Source organism: Nocardioides sp. YIM B13467, assembly GCF_042788075.1.
Classification (GTDB): Bacteria; Actinomycetota; Actinomycetes; order Propionibacteriales; family Nocardioidaceae; genus Nocardioides.
In genome coordinates this window covers 2,455,941-2,475,110 of record NZ_JBHZPJ010000046.1, presented here as the reverse complement: position 1 = coordinate 2,475,110, position 19,170 = coordinate 2,455,941, and the positions used below count along the sequence as shown (strand labels likewise).

19 protein-coding genes and 1 tRNA gene are annotated in these 19,170 nt (G+C 69.3%); 7 read left to right on the top strand and 13 right to left on the bottom strand.

Annotated features, from left to right (window positions below):
- Both cydB and ACFX43_RS18945 read right to left on the bottom strand, forming a co-directional pair.
- Positions 1-1,002 (bottom strand): cytochrome d ubiquinol oxidase subunit II, encoded by a 1,002-nt coding sequence (cydB, locus tag ACFX43_RS18950; RefSeq protein WP_378832212.1) that lies wholly within the window; start codon positions 1,000-1,002, stop codon positions 1-3.
- A gap of 10 nt (positions 1,003-1,012) precedes the next feature.
- Positions 1,013-2,482 (bottom strand): cytochrome ubiquinol oxidase subunit I, encoded by a 1,470-nt coding sequence (locus tag ACFX43_RS18945; protein WP_378832205.1) that lies wholly within the window; start codon positions 2,480-2,482, stop codon positions 1,013-1,015.
- A 464-nt stretch (positions 2,483-2,946) separates the two neighbouring features.
- Here ACFX43_RS18945 and ACFX43_RS18940 point away from each other — a divergent pair, with 464 nt between their 5' ends.
- The gene (locus tag ACFX43_RS18940; RefSeq protein ID WP_378832202.1) at positions 2,947-5,511 is read left to right on the top strand and encodes a LuxR C-terminal-related transcriptional regulator; all 2,565 of its coding nucleotides are present in this window, start codon (positions 2,947-2,949) and stop codon (positions 5,509-5,511) included.
- Here ACFX43_RS18940 and ACFX43_RS18935 read toward each other — a convergent pair.
- Together ACFX43_RS18935 and ACFX43_RS18930 are read right to left on the bottom strand one after the other, a co-directional pair.
- Complete coding sequence (locus ACFX43_RS18935) at positions 5,472-5,861, bottom strand: hypothetical protein (RefSeq protein WP_378832192.1); 390 nt, start codon at positions 5,859-5,861, stop codon at positions 5,472-5,474. The two genes, ACFX43_RS18940 and ACFX43_RS18935, sit on opposite strands and share 40 nt — an antisense overlap.
- 55 nt (positions 5,862-5,916) lie before the next feature.
- Positions 5,917-7,317 (bottom strand): cystathionine beta-synthase, encoded by a 1,401-nt coding sequence (locus ACFX43_RS18930; protein WP_378832189.1) that lies wholly within the window; start codon positions 7,315-7,317, stop codon positions 5,917-5,919.
- A gap of 87 nt (positions 7,318-7,404) precedes the next feature.
- On the opposite strand from ACFX43_RS18930, the gene ACFX43_RS18925 reads away from it, so the two are divergent.
- Entirely contained in the window at positions 7,405-8,427 is a 1,023-nt protein-coding gene (locus ACFX43_RS18925) for an SGNH/GDSL hydrolase family protein (RefSeq protein WP_378832186.1), read from the top strand.
- Between the two features lie 58 nt (positions 8,428-8,485).
- Here ACFX43_RS18925 and ACFX43_RS18920 read toward each other — a convergent pair whose 3' ends face one another.
- Positions 8,486-9,334, bottom strand: coding sequence for a Bax inhibitor-1/YccA family protein (locus tag ACFX43_RS18920; protein WP_378832182.1), 849 nt, complete (start codon positions 9,332-9,334; stop codon positions 8,486-8,488).
- Between the two features lie 262 nt (positions 9,335-9,596).
- Between ACFX43_RS18920 and ACFX43_RS18915 the strand changes: the two genes are divergently transcribed.
- From ACFX43_RS18915 to ACFX43_RS18900, 4 genes are read left to right on the top strand one after another with little or no spacing between them, the layout of a single operon-like run.
- Positions 9,597-10,340, top strand: coding sequence for an SDR family oxidoreductase (locus ACFX43_RS18915; protein ID WP_378832173.1), 744 nt, complete (start codon positions 9,597-9,599; stop codon positions 10,338-10,340).
- Between the two features lie 52 nt (positions 10,341-10,392).
- Positions 10,393-11,289, top strand: coding sequence for an SDR family oxidoreductase (locus tag ACFX43_RS18910; RefSeq protein WP_378832169.1), 897 nt, complete (start codon positions 10,393-10,395; stop codon positions 11,287-11,289).
- A gap of 26 nt (positions 11,290-11,315) precedes the next feature.
- The gene (locus tag ACFX43_RS18905; RefSeq protein WP_378832163.1) at positions 11,316-11,642 is read left to right on the top strand and encodes a nuclear transport factor 2 family protein; all 327 of its coding nucleotides are present in this window, start codon (positions 11,316-11,318) and stop codon (positions 11,640-11,642) included.
- A 48-nt stretch (positions 11,643-11,690) separates the two neighbouring features.
- Positions 11,691-12,332 (top strand): TetR-like C-terminal domain-containing protein, encoded by a 642-nt coding sequence (locus tag ACFX43_RS18900; protein ID WP_378832159.1) that lies wholly within the window; start codon positions 11,691-11,693, stop codon positions 12,330-12,332.
- Between the two features lie 113 nt (positions 12,333-12,445).
- On the opposite strand, the gene ACFX43_RS18895 is transcribed toward ACFX43_RS18900, so the two are convergent.
- The 8 genes from ACFX43_RS18895 to ACFX43_RS18860 form a co-directional block, all read right to left on the bottom strand.
- Positions 12,446-12,519, bottom strand: a tRNA-Leu gene (locus tag ACFX43_RS18895).
- An 18-nt stretch (positions 12,520-12,537) separates the two neighbouring features.
- Complete coding sequence (gene def, locus ACFX43_RS18890; protein ID WP_378832156.1) at positions 12,538-13,098, bottom strand: peptide deformylase; 561 nt, start codon at positions 13,096-13,098, stop codon at positions 12,538-12,540.
- A complete protein-coding gene (locus ACFX43_RS18885) occupies positions 13,095-13,613 on the bottom strand; it encodes an ACT domain-containing protein (protein WP_355018297.1) in 519 nt (172 codons plus the stop codon). The genes def and ACFX43_RS18885 overlap by 4 nt, the downstream gene beginning before the upstream one ends.
- Before the next feature lie 71 nt (positions 13,614-13,684).
- Positions 13,685-14,332, bottom strand: a complete 648-nt coding sequence (locus ACFX43_RS18880) for a hypothetical protein (protein WP_378832149.1) — start codon at positions 14,330-14,332, stop codon at positions 13,685-13,687.
- A gap of 97 nt (positions 14,333-14,429) precedes the next feature.
- Positions 14,430-15,347 (bottom strand): exopolyphosphatase, encoded by a 918-nt coding sequence (locus ACFX43_RS18875; protein ID WP_378832144.1) that lies wholly within the window; start codon positions 15,345-15,347, stop codon positions 14,430-14,432.
- Entirely contained in the window at positions 15,344-15,853 is a 510-nt protein-coding gene (locus ACFX43_RS18870; protein ID WP_378832138.1) for a DUF501 domain-containing protein, read from the bottom strand. The genes ACFX43_RS18875 and ACFX43_RS18870 overlap by 4 nt, the downstream gene beginning before the upstream one ends.
- Before the next feature lie 4 nt (positions 15,854-15,857).
- The gene (locus tag ACFX43_RS18865) at positions 15,858-17,219 is read right to left on the bottom strand and encodes a pyridoxal-phosphate dependent enzyme (protein ID WP_378832134.1); all 1,362 of its coding nucleotides are present in this window, start codon (positions 17,217-17,219) and stop codon (positions 15,858-15,860) included.
- A 19-nt stretch (positions 17,220-17,238) separates the two neighbouring features.
- Positions 17,239-18,063 carry an undecaprenyl-diphosphate phosphatase gene (locus ACFX43_RS18860; RefSeq protein ID WP_378832130.1) on the bottom strand — a complete coding sequence of 275 codons (825 nt, stop codon included), beginning with the start codon at positions 18,061-18,063 and terminating at the stop codon, positions 17,239-17,241.
- Positions 18,064-18,183: 120 nt separating this feature from the next.
- On the opposite strand from ACFX43_RS18860, the gene ACFX43_RS18855 reads away from it, so the two are divergent.
- Positions 18,184-19,134, top strand: a complete 951-nt coding sequence (locus ACFX43_RS18855) for an aldo/keto reductase (protein ID WP_378832122.1) — start codon at positions 18,184-18,186, stop codon at positions 19,132-19,134.
- Positions 19,135-19,170 lie beyond the last annotated feature (36 nt).

Here is a 19,170-nt window from a genome sequence, read left to right as displayed (position 1 = left end):
TCAATGGGCGGCGGGGATGTGATGGATCGAGATCCGCTTGCGGAAGATCCAGTACGTCCAGGCCTGGTAGCCCACCACGATCGGCGTGAACACCGCCGCCACGATGGTCATCAGCTTCAGCGTGTAGGGCGTCGCCGCAGCGTTGGTCGTCGTCAGCGAGTTCGCGACATCGGTGCTCGAGGGCATCACGTCTGGGAAGAGCCCCACGAAGAGCCCCGCCACGGACAGCCCGATGGCGAGGAAGGTGCCCGCGAAGGCGAACCCCTCACGACCGACGTACGCAGCCGCCAGCCCGCCCACGAGCGCGAGCGCCGCCACCACGAAGATCACGGCGGTACCGAGGTTGCCGGTCAGAACCTGCGTCCAGACCAGGAACACCACGGCGAGCACGGCGGCGACGACCCCGACCTTGAGCGCCAGCGCACGAGCCCGGCCGCGGATCTCGCCGTCGGTCTTGAGGGCGATGAACAGCGCACCGTGGGTCACGAAGAGCGACAGCGTGACGAGTCCGCCGAGGAGCCCGTACGGGTTCAGCAGCGTCAGCACCGTCCCCGTGAACTCGAAGTCGGCGTCGATCGGCACCCCGCGCACGATGTTGGCGAAGGCCACACCCCACAGGAACGCCGGGACGTAGGACCCGAAGATCACCGCGCGGTCCCACCAGCCGGCCCAGGTGACCGAGGGCCGCTGGTGGCGGTACTCGAAGGCGACGCCACGCACGATCAGCGCGATCAGGATGAGGAACAGCGGCAGGTAGAAGCCGGAGAACAGGGTGGCGTACCACTCCGGGAACGCCGCGAACGTCGCCCCACCTGCGGTCAGCAGCCAGACCTCGTTGCCGTCCCAGACCGGGCCGATCGTGTTGATCATGACGCGCCGCTCGCGGTCGTCGCGGGCCAGCACCGGGAGCAGCATCCCGACGCCGAAGTCGAAGCCCTCCAGGACGAAGTAGCCGATCCACAGCACGGCGATGAGGCAGAACCAGACAGTCGTGAGTTCCATCAGTTGCTCCTCAGTACGCGAAGTTCATCGGCTCGTCGGCATCCGAGTCGGAGCCGCGCAGGGAGGGGTCGGGTGGCTCGACGAACGGGTCCGGAGCCTTCTTCACGTACTTGATGAGAAGGCCGACCTCGACCACCGCGAGCACGGCGTAGAGCAACGTGAAACCGATCAGCGACATCCACACCTCCCAGGGCTCGACGCCCGGCGAGACGCCGTTGGCGGTCGTCAGTACCCCGAAGACCACCCAGGGCTGACGCCCCATCTCGGTGAAGATCCAACCCATCGAGTTGCCCAGCAGCACCATCACCGGAGCCGAGATCGCCAGCGCGGGCAGGAAGCGCCCGACCAGCCCGGTCGGCGTACGCCCTCGGCGGGTCAGCCAGAGGACCGCCAGCCCGATGAGGCCGCCGACGACGCCCAGGCCCATCATCCAGCGGAAGGTCCAGTAGGTGACCGGGATGTTGGGGGTGTAGTCGCCGGGTGAGTAGTAGGTCGCGCCCGGCGTCGACCCGTACTTCTCCCGGTACTGCTCCTGCAGGTCGTAGATGCCCTCGACCTTGCCGTCGAAGGTGCCGGTGCCGAGGAAGGAGAGCACGCAGGGCACCTCGAGCGCCCACTTCTCGTGCTTCCCGTCGCGGGTGCCGATGGTCAGAATGGAGAACGGCGCGCACGAGTCGGAGGTCTCCCACAGCGCCTCCGCGGCCGCCATCTTCATCGGCTGCACCTCGGTCATGATCTTGCCCTGGATGTCGCCCGAGACAGCCACGCCGATGCCGGAGAAGACCATGATCCAGGCCGCCAGCACCATCCCGCGCCGGTGCATCGGACGATCAGCGTTGTTCTCGCCCGGCCGGCGCAGGTAGAGCCAGCCCAGGATGCCGAGCATGAAGGCGGCCGAGGTCAGGTAGGCGGCGAGGATGACGTGCGGGAACGTACCCAGCTGCACCTTGTTGAACATCACCGCCCAGAAGTCGGTGAGCTCGGCGCGGCCGGTGACCTCGTTGAACTTGTAGCCGACCGGGTGCTGCATCCAGGAGTTGGCCGCCAGGATGAACCACGACGACGCCAGGGTGCCGAGGTGGACGATCCACATGCACGCGTTGTGCAAGGCTCGCGGCAGCTTGTCCCAGCCGAAGATCCACAGGCCGAGGAACGTCGACTCCAGGAAGAAGGCGAGCAGCGCCTCGATCGCCAGCGGAGCCCCGAAGACGTCCCCGACGAAGCGGGAGTAGTCCGACCAGGTCATCCCGAACTGGAACTCCTGCACGATCCCGGTGACCACACCGAGCGCGAAGTTGATCAGGAAGAGCTTCGCGAAGAACTTGGTCAGCCGAAGCCACTCAGGGTTCTTCGTACGCAGCCAGATCGTCTCCAGCACGGCGACGAGCATGGTGAGTCCCACCGTGAGTGGGACGAACAGGAAGTGGTAGACGGTCACGATGCCGAACTGCCACCTGGCTAACTCCAGGACGCTGTCCACGGCAGCCACTATGTCACTGCCGCCACATCGGCCACAGCACCCCCTCTGCTAGGCCTACGTCCCGTGTGTCGTGGCTTACGTCCCTTGCCGATCACGCCGCCGACCACGCTCGCGAGCACAAAGAAGCCCGGCCGCCCTGGGCTCGAGGTCACGACCGCGGGGGGATGATCGCGACCTCGAGTCCGGGACGGCCGGGCTCTTCAGGCCTTCGTGCCACCAGGGCCGCATACAGATGGGGGAGCCGATGCGGCAACCTGGTGTCACTCAGTGTTCAGGCCGAGGAGAACCTCAGCCCGTGAGATCACTATCTCATCATCTGGGGTCAGACGTTGCGGTCTCGGACGGACTGTTTACGTACTGTAAACAGGTAACCTGCGTATCAGTAGACCTAATACGCGGGCGATACAGCGTCCCCACAGGAAATCCGGTATGCATTTGGATGTACCTTGAGGTAGGGGGTGAGCATGTCGGATCGCGAAGGTGTCCTCGCGCGGGTGGTCGACGAGGTCATCGACTACGTCGGCGCGGGCCTGAGCGTCCACCTGGTGGGGCCCCGCGGATCCGGGCGAAGTGAGCTCTGCTCCCTGGTCGCCACCCGGCTCGAGGACGAAGGCCGCTCGGTGCTGCAGATCAGCGGCCACCGCGCCTGGCAGAACGAGCCGTTCGCCGCGCTGACCGCCGCCGGCATCGGCAGCGCGACGCCCACCGGCCCCCGTCGCACCATCGGCGAGATGACCACGGCGCTGAGCAAGCAGCTCGGCAACGGCACCGTGCTGGTGATCGACGACGCCGACGCGCTCGACACCTACTCGGTCGGCGCCCTGCGCAACATCCACCGCCAGCGACGGCTCCTGGCCGTGACCAGCAGCCGCCACCAGCACCCCGTCGCCGAGAACACGCTGATGCTCGGCATCGCGCCGTCGGTCCAGGTGCGCTCCCCCGCGCTCGAGGTCGACGAGGTGCACGAGGTGTGCCGCGGCATCCTCGGCGGCCCGGTCGAGGCCGGGTCCCTGGCCCGGATCGCGATGGCGACCGGCGGCCTGCTCGGCCTGGTCCGGGCGATCGCCACCGTGGGGCCGCGGGCAGGGGTGCTGGAGCAGCTCGACGGACTGTGGCGGCTGCCGCGGCGTACGGGCTGGGCTCCTGAGCTGGCCTCTGCCGTCGAGCCGCTGGTCGCCGGGCTCGACCAGGAGGCCTGGGACGGCGCGACAGCGCTCGCGGTGACGGGTCCGGTGCCGCTGGACGAGGCCGAGAAGATGATCGAGCGCAACGTGCTCGACGCGCTCTTCGCCCACGGCCTGGCGCGCCACAGCGAGGACGGCCCGGGCAGCGGCGTCGTCGGCCTCTACCCGCCGCTCATCGGCGACTACCTGATCACCGAGGGGTCGGCGTTCGGGCTGGTGATCGCACGCAACCACCTGGCCGCCGAACAACCGCTCCTCGACTACGCCAACCACCGGCCCCGCGGCGCCGACGCCGCCCTGCTCCACCAGCGCTCGCTGCGCCAGATGGCCGACGAGGTCACCCGCGCGCGCCGCTCCTGGACCGAGATGCCCTCGCCCGAGACGGCGCTGCCGCTGCTCGTGGCGCTCCGCAACACGGCGGCGCCCAGCGACCAGATCGAGGAGGTCGAACGGCGTACGCCGCTGACCGACACCCAGGAGTCGGCCTGGATGCTGGCTTGGTTCGCCACCTGGAAGGCGGTCGAGCTGGGCGACCTGAACGCCGCCAAGGCGGTGCTCGACGACGGCCTGAAGCGGCTGCCCACCTTCGCCGCGACGCTCGAGGCCTCTCGCGCCCACCTGCAGTTCCAGACGGAGTACGTCCCCGAGGTGCCCACGGTCGAGCCCGACCCCCGCGACACGGTCGGCCCCGAGATGCTCGGAGTCGTCGCCGCCGAACGCCTCCTCGCCGCCGGGATGGTCGAGCAGGCGCGCAACCTGCTCGAGAGCCAGCACCCCGAGAACCCGCTGCCCGCCGGTCTGCACGCCTTCCTCATCGGGCTCGCCGACATGCTCGGCGGCGACCTGGAACGCGGCATCGACTTCGCCCGCGAGCAGCTCGAGGCGGCCAACCAGAGCTCGAGCGCCATGCTCATCCAGGCCCACGCCTATCTCTGCGTGCTCGGTCTGAGCATCGCCGGCCGGCTGACCGAGGCGAGCCAGGCGGCCTTCCAGAGTCTCTCCTCCTCGAGCGTCGCGGCCTACCGCGACGTCGCCCACACCGGCATCCTGACCCTCGGCGCCGAGATCGCGATGGCGCAGGGCCGCCCGGAGTACGCCCGCAGCCTCGCCTCCCAGATCGGCGGCGCGAAGGTCGCCTTCGGCCCCTGGCCCGGGATGGTGGCCAGCATCATGGCGCCGGCCAGCGGCCGGATGCCGAGCCTCAAGGAGCTGTGCGAGCTCGTCGGCCAGCGACTGGACGCCGGCTACATCACCGGCGGCATCTTCCTCGCCGTCGAGGCGGTCGAGCGCGGCGCCAACGAGAACAAGCACATCACCCGGGCCGCCAGCCTGGCGGCCGGCACCGAGAGCCCGCTGCTGCAGGGCATGGGAGCGTACGCCGCGACCATGGCCGCCGGCGACGTCGACGGCCTCCGCGAGGCGATCGTGAAGCTCGCCGACGCCGGCGCCCTCGTGTTCGTGACCAGAGCCGCGATCTCGCTGGCGATCCTCCAGCGCGAGGCAGGCGACCTGGCCGGCGCCGCCGAGACCCTCGACACCGCCTGGGAGCGCTCCGAGATCTCCGGCAGCCGAGCCGGGATGTTCCGTCGCGCGGCCACCCACATCGGGCTCTCCGGACGGGAGAGCGAGGTGCTTCGGCTGCTCCCCGAGGGACCCACGACCGCCTCGCTGGCCGCGGACCTGGAGATGAGCACCCGCACCGTCGAGACCCACCTGCACAACATCAGCCGCAAGACCGGGGTCTCGGGTCGCGAAGACCTCGCCCGGGTGGCCGACACCTGGCTCCGGCCGGCGCCGAACGGCGACTACTCAGCCGGCGACAGGCACTTCACCAGCGGCTCGTAGAGCTCCTTGCTGGCCTTCTGGTCCGCCTCCGAGAGATCCTCCGGGCTGATCTTGGAGACGTCCTCGGCCTCGACGAGAAGGCGTACCGCCTCGTCGGAGAGGCCCGACTCGTAGTAGGTCTTCGCCAGGCATGCGGCCTGCTTCTCGGTCACCTGGTCGCCGCTGCTCTGGGTGATCTGGCCCTCGATGTCCTCGACGCTGGGCCGATCGCCCCCGCCACCGCCGCTGCCCTCGCCGCCACCACATGCGGTCAGCGCGAACAACGTGAGCAGAGAGGCCGCCGCCAACGCGGACCGGCGATGCCGACTGCCTCGGGTTCCGACTCGGCGGGTGTGGGGGTACGCGATCATGAGCACGCATCATGGCGTACGCGACCCTCCCCCGCCAGGGGGAGGGTCGGCTGCCTCAGGAGCTGGTCAGGAAGAAGAGCAGATCCTGGCGGGTGAGGACGCCGACGGGCTTGCCGTCCTCGTGCACCAGCAGCGCGTCGGAGGAGCCCAGGGTGTGGGCCGCGTCGTGCGCGTCGGCGCCGGAGCCGATCGAGGGCAGCGGCGGGGACATGTGCTCCTCGACGGAGTCGGTGAGCTTGGCCTTGCCGGTGAACAGCGCCTCCAGCAGGGTCCGCTCCGAGACCGAGCCCGCGACCTCGGCAGCCACGATCGGCGGCTCGGCGCGGACGACAGGCATCTGCGAGACGCCGTACTCCTGCAGGATGTGCACCGCTTCGGCGATCGTCTCGCCGGGGTGAGTGTGGACCAGGTCGGGCAGCCGGCCGGACTTGCCGCGCAGCACGTCGCCGACGGTCTGCTTGCCGGCCTCGCCAGTCGCGAAGCCGTACTGCGCCAGCCACTCGTCGTTGAACACCTTGGTCAGGTAGCCGCGCCCGGAGTCGGGCAGCAGCACGACGATCACGGCGTTCTCGCCCTCCGGCGTGCCGGCCAGCTCCGTGGCGAGCTGCTTGGCGGCGTACGCAGCCATGCCGGCGCTACCGCCGACGAGCAGCTGCTCCTCGCGGGCGAGCCTGCGGGTGTAGGCGAAGGAGTCGGCGTCGGAGACCTCGATGATCCGGTCGGCGATGTCGCGGTCGTACGTCTCCGGCCAGAAGTCCTCGCCGACGCCCTCGACCAGGTAGGGCCGCCCGCTGCCGCCGGAGTAGACGCTCCCGGCGGGGTCGGCACCGATCACCTGGACGTCAGGGTTCTGCTCCTTGAGGTAGCGGCCGATCCCGGAGATCGTGCCGCCGGTGCCGACACCGGCCACGAAGTGGGTGATCTTCCCCTCCGTCTGGCGCCAGATCTCGGGGCCGGTCTCCTCGTAGTGGGAGCGCGGGTTGTTGGGGTTGGCGTACTGGTTCGGCTTCCAGGCCCCGGGCTGCGAGGCGAGCCGGTCACTGACGTTGTAGTAGGAGTCGGGGTGCTCCGGCGGTACGGCCGTGGGCGCGACGACGACCTCGGCGCCGTAGGCCTTCAGCACGTTGCGCTTGTCCTCGCTGACCTTGTCGGGGCAGACGAAGATGCACTTGTAGCCCTTCTGCTGGGCGACCATCGCCAGGCCCACACCGGTGTTGCCGGAGGTGGGCTCGACGATCGTCCCGCCCGGCTTCAGCTCACCGGACGCCTCGGCCGCCTCGATCATCCGGGTGGCGATGCGGTCCTTCACCGAACCGCCCGGGTTGAGGTATTCCACCTTGGCCAGAACCAGCGGTCCCGCACCGGGTTCGGACGCCCCAGCGCCGTCCAGCGCACGCCCCAGCCGCACGAGCGGAGTGTTGCCAATAAGGTCGAGAAGCGAGTCCACGTACTCCATGCCGACAGCGTATGTCCACTAGGTGAGATCCCCTATATCCCGATACTGAGTGCCCGGTAATGGGCCGAAGACTTTAGAGTGGTCCCCGTGGCGAAGAAGAGTCTGGCACGCAAGACCGCGTACGCCGGCGGGGGTGTTCTGGCCGCGACGGCCGCGTTCGCCGGGGTCCTCGTCGCGGAAGCGGCGCTTGCCGTCAGGGCGACGCACCAGGTCAAGATGCCGGTGGCACCCTCCCCGACCGGGTGGTACGGAGCACGGCAACCGGGGCGACCGATCAGCATCGCGCTGCTCGGCGACTCGAGCGCCGCGGGCTACGGGATGACCGAGGTCGAGGACACGCCGGGCGCCGTCCTCGCCTCCGGCGTCTCCGAGAAGGCACACCGGCCGGTACGCCTGCACGACCTCTCCGAGATCGGGGCCAAGTCCTCCGACCTGCACCCGCAGGTCGAGAAGGCGATCGCCGCCGACGCCGACATCGCGGTCATCCTGGTCGGCTCCAACGACGTGATCCGCCGGGTGCGCCCGCGGGTCGCCGTGAGCCACCTGGCCCAAGCCGTCATCCGGCTCCAGGAGGCCGGGGTGACGGTGCTCGTCGGCACCGTCCCCGACCTCAGCACCGCCACCCCGATCCTGCCGCCGCTGCGGTCGATCATGCGGGCCTGGTCGATCCGTATCGCCGCCGGCCAGATCTTCCACGTCATCCGCGCCGGCGGCCACACGGTGTCGCTGGGTGACGTCCTCGGTCCGGCCTTCAAGGCGACCCCGGCGTTCTGGTTCGGCGCCGACCAGTTCCACCCCTCCGCCGCCGGCTACCACGCCCTCGGCGAGGTGCTGGTGCCGCCGACGCTCTCTGTGCTCGGCCTCGTCGGCGACGAGAACGCCATCCTGGAGACCTACAACGGCAAGCAGGTGATGCCGCTGGCGGCAGCCTCGCTCCGCGCCGTCATCCGGCCAGGAACCGAGATCGACCCGGCCCCGCGCCCCCGTGGCCGCTTCGGCCGCAACTGGGCCCGTGCCCGTTCCTTCGAGAACGAGCAGCGCGAGCCTCGTCGGGGCGAGCGCCCCGCCGAGACTCCCCCGGTCGCCGAGCGCCACACGGCGCAGCGCTGACGACAGCAAACCGCCCCGCGCCTTGATAGGCACGGGGCGGTTCTGTTTGTACGACTGATCAATCCTGCTGGAAGATCGCCAGCAGGCGGAGCAGGTTGGTGTAGATCCAGACGAGGCTGACGGTCAGGCCGAAGACGGCGCGCCACGACTCACGCTCAGGGAGCTGGGCACGGATGCCGTACTCGATCTGGTCGAAGTCGAGGATCAGCATGAACACACCGAGCGCGAGGCCGGCGATGGCGGTGATCATGCCGAGCGTGCCGAGGCCGAAGAGGCCGAAGCTGGCGCCGAACATGCTGAGCACGAGCTCCATCAGGCTCAGACCCACCATGCCGAACATGGCGGCGATCACGAAGGTGCGGAACTTGTTGCCGACCTTGATGTTGAAGAACTTGTACGCAGCCAGGGTGCCCGCGAACGCGGCGAAGGTGCCGATCACGGCCTGGACGACGATCCCGCCGCCGATCATGGCGTCGAAGACCTTGCTCAGCGCGCCCAGGGCGATGCCCTCGGCAAGGGCGAAGGCCAGGACCAGCGCCGGGCTGACCACTCGCTTGAACGAGTTGACCAGAGACAGGATGAAGGCGGCACCGGCACCGAGGGTCGCGGCCATGTAGAGCGGACCGAGGCTGGCGGTGGAGTTGATGTCGGGGGTCACGACCCACGTCGCGATGGCGGCGAGGAAGACCACGCCGAGCGTGATCGCACCCTTCTGGACCACCGAGTCGATCGTCATGGGGGCACTCGTGGTGGGAGCCTGCGGGCCGCCGGTCGACCACTGGCTCGGGTCCTGCCCGTAGCCGGCGTACGAACCGCCGTTGCCACCGTAGGTCGCGTTGCCGTAGGCGTTCTGCGACGGCTGCCCGAAGCCCTCTGCCCTACGGAACACCGGGTTGTTGCTCTGCATTTGGGGGTCACTCCTCGAAAGCGACTGGAAAGGTCCCGCCACGGTGGCGGCTCCTGCGGCCAGCGTACCGGCCCTGTGTCTCACTCAACGTCCGGGACAACCCTGATGTTCCGGGGCGGAAGAGCGCACCTTCGTAACGAGCTCGAGTTCCCCGAAGAGCGGTGATCGCAGAGGACAGAACAAGATATGGACGCAACGTTCATTTTGTGATTATATGTACGTACCGTCCATTAGAGCGGCGGCCAGCGAGAGGACATCCACCATGAACAGCACTTCCAGCACCAACCGCGTCGCACTGGTCACCGGCGGCTCGGGCGGGATCGGCCGCGCCGTCGTCGAGAAGCTCGTCGCGGACGGCTTCGCCGTCGCGGTCCACTACGCCGGCAACGCAGCCAAGGCTGAGGCGATCGTCTCCGAGGTCACCGCCAAGGGCGGTCAAGCCATCGCCGTGGGCGGCGATGTGGCCGACGAGGTCGCGATGAAGGCGGCCTTCGAGGCCACCACCGCCGCGTTCGGTGGCATCGACGTCGTCGTCAACACCGCCGGCATCATGCTACTGAGCCCGATCGCGACTCTCGACCTGGCCGATCTGGACCGGATGCACCGCACCAACATCCGCGGCACCTTCGTCGTGTCCCAGCTCGCCGCGAACAATCTGCGAGCGGGTGGGGCGATCATCAACTTCTCCACAACCGTCACCAAGACCTCCTTCCCGACCTACGGCGCCTATGTCGCGTCGAAGGCGGCGGTCGAGGCCATCACGCTGATCCTGGCCCGGGAGCTGCGGGGCAAGGACATCACCGTCAACGCGGTGGCCCCCGGCCCGACCGCCACCCCGCTGTTCCTGGACGGCAAGGACAAGACAACCATCGCGAACCTCTCCAAGGCCGCCCCACTGGAGCGCCTGGGGCAGCCCGAGGACATCGCCGAGACCGTCGCCTTCCTAGCGGGCCCGGCCCGCTGGGTCAACGGCCAGGTCATCTACGCCAACGGCGGACTCGCCTGAGCACGCCGACCCACCTCGACCCGAACTCGACCCCACCTGAAGGAGCGTCATCATGAACAGCAACCAGATCGTCGTCATCACCGGAGCCTCCAGCGGTTTCGGCGCCCTCAGCGCCCGTGCCGTCGCGAGGTCCGGCAACACCGTCTACGCCGGCATGCGCGAGACCACCGGCCGCAACGCCCCACAGGCCCAAGCCGCCGCGGACTTCTCGAAGGAGAACGGTGTCGACCTGCGCGCGATCGAGATGGACGTCAACAGCCAGGAGTCGGTCGACGCCGCGATCAAGCAGGTCGAGGCCGAGCACGGCCGCATCGATGTGCTGATCCACAACGCCGGCCACATGGTCGTCGGCCCAGCGGAGGCTTTCACACCCGAGCAGCTCGCCGAGCTGTACAACGTGAACGTGCTCTCCACCCAACGGGTGAACCGTGCAGCTCTGCCGGGCATGCGCCACCGCGGCGCCGGCTTGGTGCTGTGGGTCTCCAGCTCCTCGGTGAAGGGTGGCACCCCGCCGTACCTGTCGCCGTACTTCGCCGCGAAGGCGGGTATGGACTCCCTTGCGGTCTCCTACGCCGCCGAGCTGGCCCGGTGGGGTGTGGAGACCACGATCGTGGTCCCCGGCTCCTTCACCTCTGGCACCAACCACTTCGCGCACTCCGGCCGTCCGCAGGACACGGCGGTCGAGGCGGAGTACGAGACGAAGTACGCCGGGCTGATGGAGCAGGTGGCGGGCAAGCTCGCCGCACTGGCCCCGGAGGGCGCGGACGCTTCCTTGGTCTCCGATGAGATCGCCCGGATCGTGGCGCTGCCCGCCGGCGAGCGTCCGTACCGGGTGCACGTCGACCCGGCCGGCGACGGCTCGGAGGAGGTCTCGGATGTGGCCGACCAGATCCGCCGGGAGTTCCTCACCCGTGTCGACCTCGGGGACCTCCTCGACGTCGCCGAGTAAAACAACCGTCACGAAGAGAGCCATCAATGACCATCGAACTACCCGCCGCAATCCGCACGTTCGTCGACGCAACCAACCGTGGCGACTCCGACGCCTTCGTGGCAGCGTTCACCACCGATGCCCACCTCGACGACTGGGGCCGCGGCTTCGACGGCCATGCCGGCATCCGGTCCTGGGACCGCACCGACAACATCGGCAAGCGCTCCCGCTTCGGCCTCGTCGACGTCAGCCTCGGCGAGACCCCCGACACCTACATCGTCACCCTCGAGGTGAGCGGCGACGGCTACAACGGCACCGGCCCCATGCGTTTCGAGTTGCGCGACGGGCTCATCGCCCGGCTGCTCATCAGCTGAGCCCACCACCCCACCTAGACTGACCCAGAAGTCGACAGGAGTCCCGCCGTGCCCAGCACACCCAAGCCCGCGACCGCGATCGAGACCCCTTCGCCAGCGCCGCCGCGCCGTGGGCGTGGCCGACGCCCAGCCGACGAGGTCCGCGCCGACGTGCTGCGCACCGTCGGTGAGCTGTTGCTGGCCGAAGGGCTCGCGGACTTCACGATCGAACGGGCCGCACGCCTGTCCGGGGTCAGCAAGACCACGATCTACAAATGGTGGCCCTCCCGGGGAGCGCTCGCGCTCGACGGCTACTTCCACGCCGTCGAGCCCACGCTCGCCTTCTCCGACACCGGCGACATCCGCGCCGACCTCTCCTCACAGCTCCACGCCTTCGGGCACCTCGTGGGAGAAACACCCGCCGGCCGGCTGCTCGCCGAACTGATCGGGGCGTCGCAGACGGATGCCGAGCTCGCCGTCGCCTACCGTGCGCTCTACTCCTCAGAACGACGCCACCTCGCGGTCGCGCGCATGGAGCGCGCCCAGGCATCCGGACAGCTGCGCGCCGACGTCGACCCCCAGGTCGTCGTCGACCAGCTATGGGGCGCCGTCTACCATCGCCTGCTGATCCCCGACGAGCCGATCACGCCGGCGTTCATCGACGCGCTCCTGGACAACCTCCTCGACGGCATCGTCACACCCGGACATTGAGCGTGAGCAGGTGGTCCGCCGCCTCGACGCCTGCGTTCACCTGAGCAGCTGACAGACAAGGCTTTGACCTCGGCCCACGATTGGTCGGCCAAGGCTCGATCCTTGTGTGTAGGTGCCCCGGGTGGGACTCGAACCCACATCTGGACGAGTTTAAGTCGTCATCCTCTGCCAGTTGGGACACCGGGGCGACAGCCAGACCTTAGCGTCATAAGTACGTCTGCCGCTGGTGCAGCGCGTGGGCGCCGGCGACGCGGTCGATGAAGAGCAAGCCGTTGGTGTGATCGATCTCGTGCTGCAGGCAGCGGGCCTCGAAGGCGTCGGTGACGATCTCGACGGTCTCGCCGGTGACCGGGAGCTGGCCGCGTACGGTCAGCCGGGAGGCCCGCTTCACGTCACCGGTCAGATCGGGGACGGACATGCAGCCCTCGCGCGCCTTCTCGTTGCGGCTGGCCTCGATGACCTCGGCGTTGCACAGGACGTACGTCCCGTGGTGGGTCTTCGTCTTGGCGTGGGTGGAGACGTCGACGCAGAAGATCCGGGCCGAGACCCCGACCTGGTCGGCGGCCAGGCCGACGCAGCCGGGTGAGACCCGCATGGTGGCGATCAGGTCGGCGGCGAGCTGGACGATCTCGGGGGCGGTGGGGTCGACGTCCTTGCCTGGCACGGAGAGGACCTGCGCCGGAGCGCGTACGACGTCGAGGACCTTGCCCTCGACACCCAGCTCGGCCTCGGTCCAGGCCAGCACCCGCTCATTGACGCTGCTCACAGGTCGTCGGCCTCGATCGGCCGCAGGGTGGCATCGACGCCGAGCTCCTGGGTGACCCGCTTGATCGACGCCTCGAGCACGGAGACGTCGACGTCCGCCGGCAGCTCGAGCTCGGCGACGACGACATAGAGGTCCCCGGAGAGACGGGTGGTCAGGTCGGTGATGTTGCCGCCGACGGCGGCGATCTCGGCGGTAACCGTGGAGACGATGCCCGGGCGGTCACCGCCGTGGACGGAGAGTACGAAGAGCTGACCGGCGCCGGCCGGCGCCTGCTCCTCGGGGAGCTCGTAGACCGTGACCGTCAGGGTGCCGTCGGCCGCGATCGGCTCGAGATCGGCCTGGATGGCCTCCGTGGTCGCCTCGCCCGCGCAGAGCAGCGTCATCGCGAAGTGTCCGCGGAGCCGGGTCATCGTCGAGTCCTCGAGGTTGAGTCCGAGTCCGGCCAGGCGGGCGGTGGTGTCGGCGATGATCCCCGGGCGGTCGTGTCCCAGGACGGTGATGGCGTGGATGGTCACCAAACCATTGTCACCCGCGGCCCGCCGATGGCGGACCGCGGGTGACTCAGATGGACGTCTCTAGCCGCAGCTCAGCCGCGGAACCACTTGTCCTTCTCCTCCTCGGGAGAGTCGACCGGCTCGGGAGCGAACTCGGGCGTGCCCTCCGAGGTGGGCTTGACCGCGGTGTCGCCACCGCCCAGGTCGTCGTAGGACGCCTTGTCGGGGTCGGCCGGCGGGGGCGGCGGAACCTCGGTGGCGTACGGGTCGGCCGGGGCGATCGGGTCGGTGAGCGGGTCACCGGTGACCTCGGCCTGCGGAGCAGACGGCGGAGCCGGCGGGTAGCCGCCGTACTCGCTGCTCGAGGATGAGTCGGTGGTCGACTCCGGGGCCTCCGGGGTGGACTCCGGGGTGGACTCCGGGACGGAGCCGTTGCGGTGCAGCTTCTCGGAGGCGACCCCGGCAGCAGCCGAGACCTTCTCCTTGGCCTGCTCCGCGTAGGGACCGGCCTTCTCCTTCACCGTGGCGGCGTAGGGACCGGCCTTGGCCTTGGCGGCCTCGGCATAGGGAGCAGCCTTCTCCTTGATGGGCGCCGCCTTCTCCGAGGCGGTCGCGAGGGCCGACTGGACGCGCGGGTCATGGGTGACCTTGTTCGCGCCGGCCTTCAGCTGCTCAGACTTGTTCTTGACCAGCACGCCGACACCAACGGCAGCGATGGCAAGCAGGATGAGCTTTTTCACTTCTTGACCTTCCGAGAGACAGCATTTGGTTCGGTTTGATGTGTACGCCGGTGAACCAAACCTAAGCGTCAAACACAGATCAAGTCCCCCGACATGCCTAGTCTCTAACGGACCAGGCGATTCCGTCGAGGATGTCGGACTCGGAGACCAGCAGAGACTCGACCCGCGAGCGCCTCAGGATCCGGCTGAGGATCACCCCACCGGCGGCGATCACGTCGGCCCGGCCGGGGTGCATCCAGGGCAGCGCCAGGCGCTCCTCGACGGTCATCGCCAGCAGGCGGTCGACAAGCCGGTAGACGTCGTCGGGTGCGACCTCGGCGTGATCGGTGGCGGTGCGGTCGTACGCAGCCAGCTCGAGCAGTCCCATGGTCAGCTGGATCATGGTGCCGCCGACGGCGACCACGGTGTTGGCCTTGGCCGGGTCGACGGGGCAGTCGTCGAGGTGGGCGTCGATGTCGCGTACGCAGGCCTCGATCTCCTCCCGCGTGGGCGGGTCGGAGCGCAGGTGACGCTCATGCAGACGCACCGAGCCGATGTCCATGCTGTCCGCCTCGCCGACGCTCAGCGCCGGGCCGGCGCCGAGGATCAGCTCGGTCGACCCGCCGCCGATGTCGATCACGAGCACTGGTGGCTCCGGGGTGCCGCGCAGGTTGCGGACCGCGCCGCCGAAGGAGAGCGCCGCCTCCTCGGCCCCGGTGACGACCTCGGGCGTGACCCCGAGCCGAGCGCGTACGCCGTCGATGAAGGTCGCCGCGTTGGCGGCGTCCCGGGTGGCCGAGGTGGCCACGAAGCGCACCTTCTCGACACCGTGCTCGCGGATCAGCGTCGCGTACTCGTCGATGGCCCCGAAGGCGCGCTGCAGGGCCTCCTCGGCGAACACACCGGTGCGGTCGACACCCTGGCCGAGGCGGACCATGCGGGCCTCGCGTACGTCCTCGTTCAGGCCGTCGGCGGTGACCGTCGCGATCAGGAGCTTGATGGTGTTGGTGCCGCAGTCGATGGCAGCGACCTTCACTGCTCCTCGTCCTCCAACTCCAGATCGACGCAGGGGCCGGACTTCCACCACTCGCCGAGGCGCTCGAGCACCTCGTCGCCGAACGGGTTGACGCCGGGGCCCTGGGCGAGCGCCTGGCCGGCGAGGACGTGCAGGCACTTGACCCGGTTGGGCATCCCACCTGCGGAGATGCCGTGGATCTCGGGCGGGTCACCGAGCTCGTAACGCGCCTCGAGATAGGCCTCATGAGCCCTGGCGTAGGCGGCGGCCAGCTCCTCGTCGGACGCCAGCCGCGCCTCCATGTCCTTCATCACGTGGGTGCCCTCGAGGGTGCCGATCTTCGAAGCGGCACGCGGGCAGGTGAGGTAGAAGGTCGTCGGGAACGGGGTGCCGTTGGGCAGCCGCGGCTCGGTGGTCACCACATCGGGCAGCGAGCACGGGCAGCGGTGCCCGACCTCGTGGATCCCCCGTGGCTCGCGTCCCAGCTGTGCCGTGATCGCGGACACGTCCTTGGGATCGATCGCCATGTCTTCAGTCTTTCTTCTGCTTGGGCGGGTCGATCTCCGACTCCGGCCCGTCTCCTGTCTGCTCCGGCGGGTCACCGGCCAGCAGCACGGAACCCCACGCATCGTCCCACCAAGCCTTCGGCTGCTCCGCACTGCCCACCTTGCCGGGGTCGGTGAGCTCCGGTTCGGTCTGGATGCGCTCGCCGTTCTCGTCGAGGGCGACGTACGCCGTCTCGCCCGGCATCACGAACCCGAACCGCTCCCGGGCCTGCTGCTGGACGTAGGCGGGGTCCTCCCAGCGACGGGTCTGCTCCTCGAGCTGCTTGATGTGTTCCTTGCGCTCGGCGATCTCGGTCTGGAGGGCGTTGATGTCATGGCGCTGCTGGATGTAGGCGCGCAGCGAGGAGGCGTATGAGATCACCATCACGGCGGCCACGACGATGATCATCATCGCCCGGCCGGTCAGCTTGGGCCGGCGCAGCCGCTTTCGCAGTGCATCGATGCCGCCGGTCGACGCCGGGCGCGCCGGGATGGGGGCACGCGGGCGTCGCCCCGGCCCCTGCGGGGCCCGAGGACCGCGTACGCGCTTGCTCTGACTCTGCTGTCCCGGTCCCTGCGTTGCCACGTCNCCCCCCCCCCCCCCCCCCCCCCCCCCCCCCCCCCCGGCGCCGTCCACGAACGTGTCGAGCGTGTCCAGCCGGACCGGCTCACCGGCCTCGATCGCAGCCGCCATCGACGCGGCGCCCGCGGGCTCGACCCCGATGATCCGGGTCTGCGGCCAGACCTCGCGCACCCAGGTCGCCACGCCCGAGGCGAGCCCACCGCCACCGACCGGGAGCAGCAGCACGTCCAGCGGCTCGCCGATCTGGGAGGTCAGCTCGTAGCCGACGGTGCCCTGCCCGGCGATCGTGCGCGGGTCGTCGAAGGCGGAGACATAGGTGGCGCCGAGCCCCCGCCCGAGCTCGTAGGCATAGGCCGAGGCCTCGTCGTAGGTCGAGCCGTGCAGGGTGAGCGTCACGTGCGAGCCGCCGAGGGCGGTGATCCGGTCCCGCTTCTGCTTGGGCGTGTTGGTCGGCACCACGATGTGGCCGGGCACCCCGAGGCGGGCGCAGGAGATCGCGACGCCCTGGGCGTGGTTGCCGGCGCTGGCGCACACGACGCCGCGCTCGAGCTCCTCGGGCGTCAGCGAGCTCATCAGGTTGTAGGCGCCCCGGACCTTGTAGGAGCGCCCCAGCTGCAGGTCCTCCCGCTTGAGCAGGACCTCGGCGGCGTACCTCTCCGAGAGTCTGACCGAGCGTTCGACCGCCGTGCGCGTGGCGATCGTGCGCGCGGCGGCCTCCTCGATGGCAGCGGGTGTTACGGCAGGCTTCTTGCCAGACTCAGACACATGCCTGAGTTTGTCACGATCACCACTCGGTGAGCACACCCGCGCCGAGGAGCCCCAGAACCACGAGACCGAGGACGACCCGGTAGATCACGAACGGGGTGTAGGTGTTGTGCGAGAGGTACTTCAGCAGCCACGCGATCACGGCGTAGCCGAGGACGAACGAGACGATCGTGGCGACGATCGTCGGGCCCCAGCCGTAGAGGTTCGCGCCGTGGGCGATCTCGCCCATCTCGAACAGACCGGCCCCGAAGACCGCCGGCAGCGCCAGCAGGAAGGCGTAGCGGGTCACGGTGGCCCGCTCGTAACCGAGCGCGCGGCCCATCGAGATCGTCGCCCCCGAGCGCGAGACGCCGGGGATCAGCGCACAGGCCTGGGCGCAGCCCATCAGGATCGCGTCGCGCCAGGACAGGTCGTCGAACTGCTTGCGGTTCGCCCCGATCCGGTCGGCAACGCCGAGGACGATGCCCATCACCACGAGCATGGTGCCGACGACGTACAGGCTGCGCAGGTCGTGCTCGATGATGTCCTTCATCACGAATCCGATCACCACGATCGGGATCGACCCGACGATGATGAACCAGCCCATCCGGGCGTCGGTGTGGCTGCGCAGCTCGGCGTTGAAGAGGCTGCGGAACCAGGTCACGATGATGTCGCGGATGTTGCGCCACATGTAGAAGACCACGGCCAGCTCGGTGCCGATCTGGATCACGGCGGTGAAGGCCGCGCCGGGGTCTCCCCAGCCGAGCAGCTCGGGGAAGATGCGCAGGTGCGCGCTGGATGAGATGGGCAGGAACTCGGTGAGTGCCTGAAGAATGCCCAGTGCGATCGCCTGCAGATAATCCACGGGCGGAAACTCTAAGGGGCATGTACGCCACACCCGACCGCTGCCTCCCCGTCGGTGTGTCCGCCGTCACTCCAGCGTGTCCGGCCGGGGCCTCAAGCAGGGCACGGATAGATTGTTCTCATGCAGAGCCGACTCCTCGGAGCCACTGGGCTGCGAGTCTCGTCTCTCGCCCTGGGCACCATGACCTGGGGCAGCGTGACCGACGAGCACGAGGCCCGTGAGCAGCTGGCCGGTTTCACCGAGGCCGGCGGCACGCTGGTCGACACCGCCGCGGGCTATGGCGACGGCGCCTCGGAGGCGCTGCTCGGCTCGCTCCTCGAGGAGCGTGTCGTGGGTCGTGACGACGTCGTCCTGGCCACCAAGGGCGGCATCACCTGGCGCGGCGGAAACCGGGGCGTGGACACCTCTCGCGGTGGCCTGCTGACCGGCCTCGACGCCTCGTTGAAGCGGCTCGGCGTCGACCATGTCGACCTGTGGCAGGTGCACGTCTGGTCCTCCGAGGTGCCGCTCGAGGAGACGCTCACGGCGCTCGACATGGCGCTGAGCAGCGGCCGGGCCGCCTACGTCGGTGTCTCCAACTACAGCGGGTGGCAGACCGCCCAGGCCGCGACCTGGCAGCGGGCCGTCCCGGGGCGGGCGACGCTGGCCTCGACGCAGGTGGAGTACTCGCTGCTGGCCCGCGACATCGAGTACGAGGTGCTGCCGGCCGCCGAGGCACTGGGGATGGGCCTGCTGGCCTGGTCCCCGCTGGCGGGTGGCGTGCTCACCGGGAAGTACCGCACCGGCATCCCGTCGCACTCCCGGGGTGCCGACCCGAACTTCTCCGCCCGGGTGGACGCCTTCGACGACGAGCGCTCCCGCGGCATCGTCACCGCCGTCGCCAAGGCCGCCGAGGGCTTGGAGTGGACGCCGCTGCAGGTCTCGCTGGCCTGGGTGCGCGACCGGCCCGGCGTCACCGCGCCGATCCTCGGGGCGCGCACCGCGGCTCAGCTCAAAGAGGCGCTGCAGGTCGCCGACCTCACTCTCCCGCCCGAGATCGCGCTCGCTCTCGACGACGTCTCCGCCGTCTGATTCTGGGGACTGAAAACACCACCCCGAGGGAACATC

Bases quoted from the DNA above. Each gene is read 5' to 3' on its own strand.
- cydB (WP_378832212.1), bottom strand. From the start codon at position 1,002: ATGGAACTCACGACTGTCTGGTTCTGCCTCATCGCCGTGCTGTGGATC.
- ACFX43_RS18940 (WP_378832202.1), top strand. From the start codon at position 2,947: ATGTCGGATCGCGAAGGTGTCCTCGCGCGGGTGGTCGACGAGGTCATC.
- ACFX43_RS18935 (WP_378832192.1), bottom strand. From the start codon at position 5,861: ATGATCGCGTACCCCCACACCCGCCGAGTCGGAACCCGAGGCAGTCGG.
- ACFX43_RS18930 (WP_378832189.1), bottom strand. From the start codon at position 7,317: ATGGAGTACGTGGACTCGCTTCTCGACCTTATTGGCAACACTCCGCTC.
- ACFX43_RS18920 (WP_378832182.1), bottom strand. From the start codon at position 9,334: ATGCAGAGCAACAACCCGGTGTTCCGTAGGGCAGAGGGCTTCGGGCAG.
- ACFX43_RS18915 (WP_378832173.1), top strand. From the start codon at position 9,597: ATGAACAGCACTTCCAGCACCAACCGCGTCGCACTGGTCACCGGCGGC.
- ACFX43_RS18910 (WP_378832169.1), top strand. From the start codon at position 10,393: ATGAACAGCAACCAGATCGTCGTCATCACCGGAGCCTCCAGCGGTTTC.
- ACFX43_RS18905 (WP_378832163.1), top strand. From the start codon at position 11,316: ATGACCATCGAACTACCCGCCGCAATCCGCACGTTCGTCGACGCAACC.
- ACFX43_RS18870 (WP_378832138.1), bottom strand. From the start codon at position 15,853: ATGGCGATCGATCCCAAGGACGTGTCCGCGATCACGGCACAGCTGGGA.
- ACFX43_RS18855 (WP_378832122.1), top strand. From the start codon at position 18,184: ATGCAGAGCCGACTCCTCGGAGCCACTGGGCTGCGAGTCTCGTCTCTC.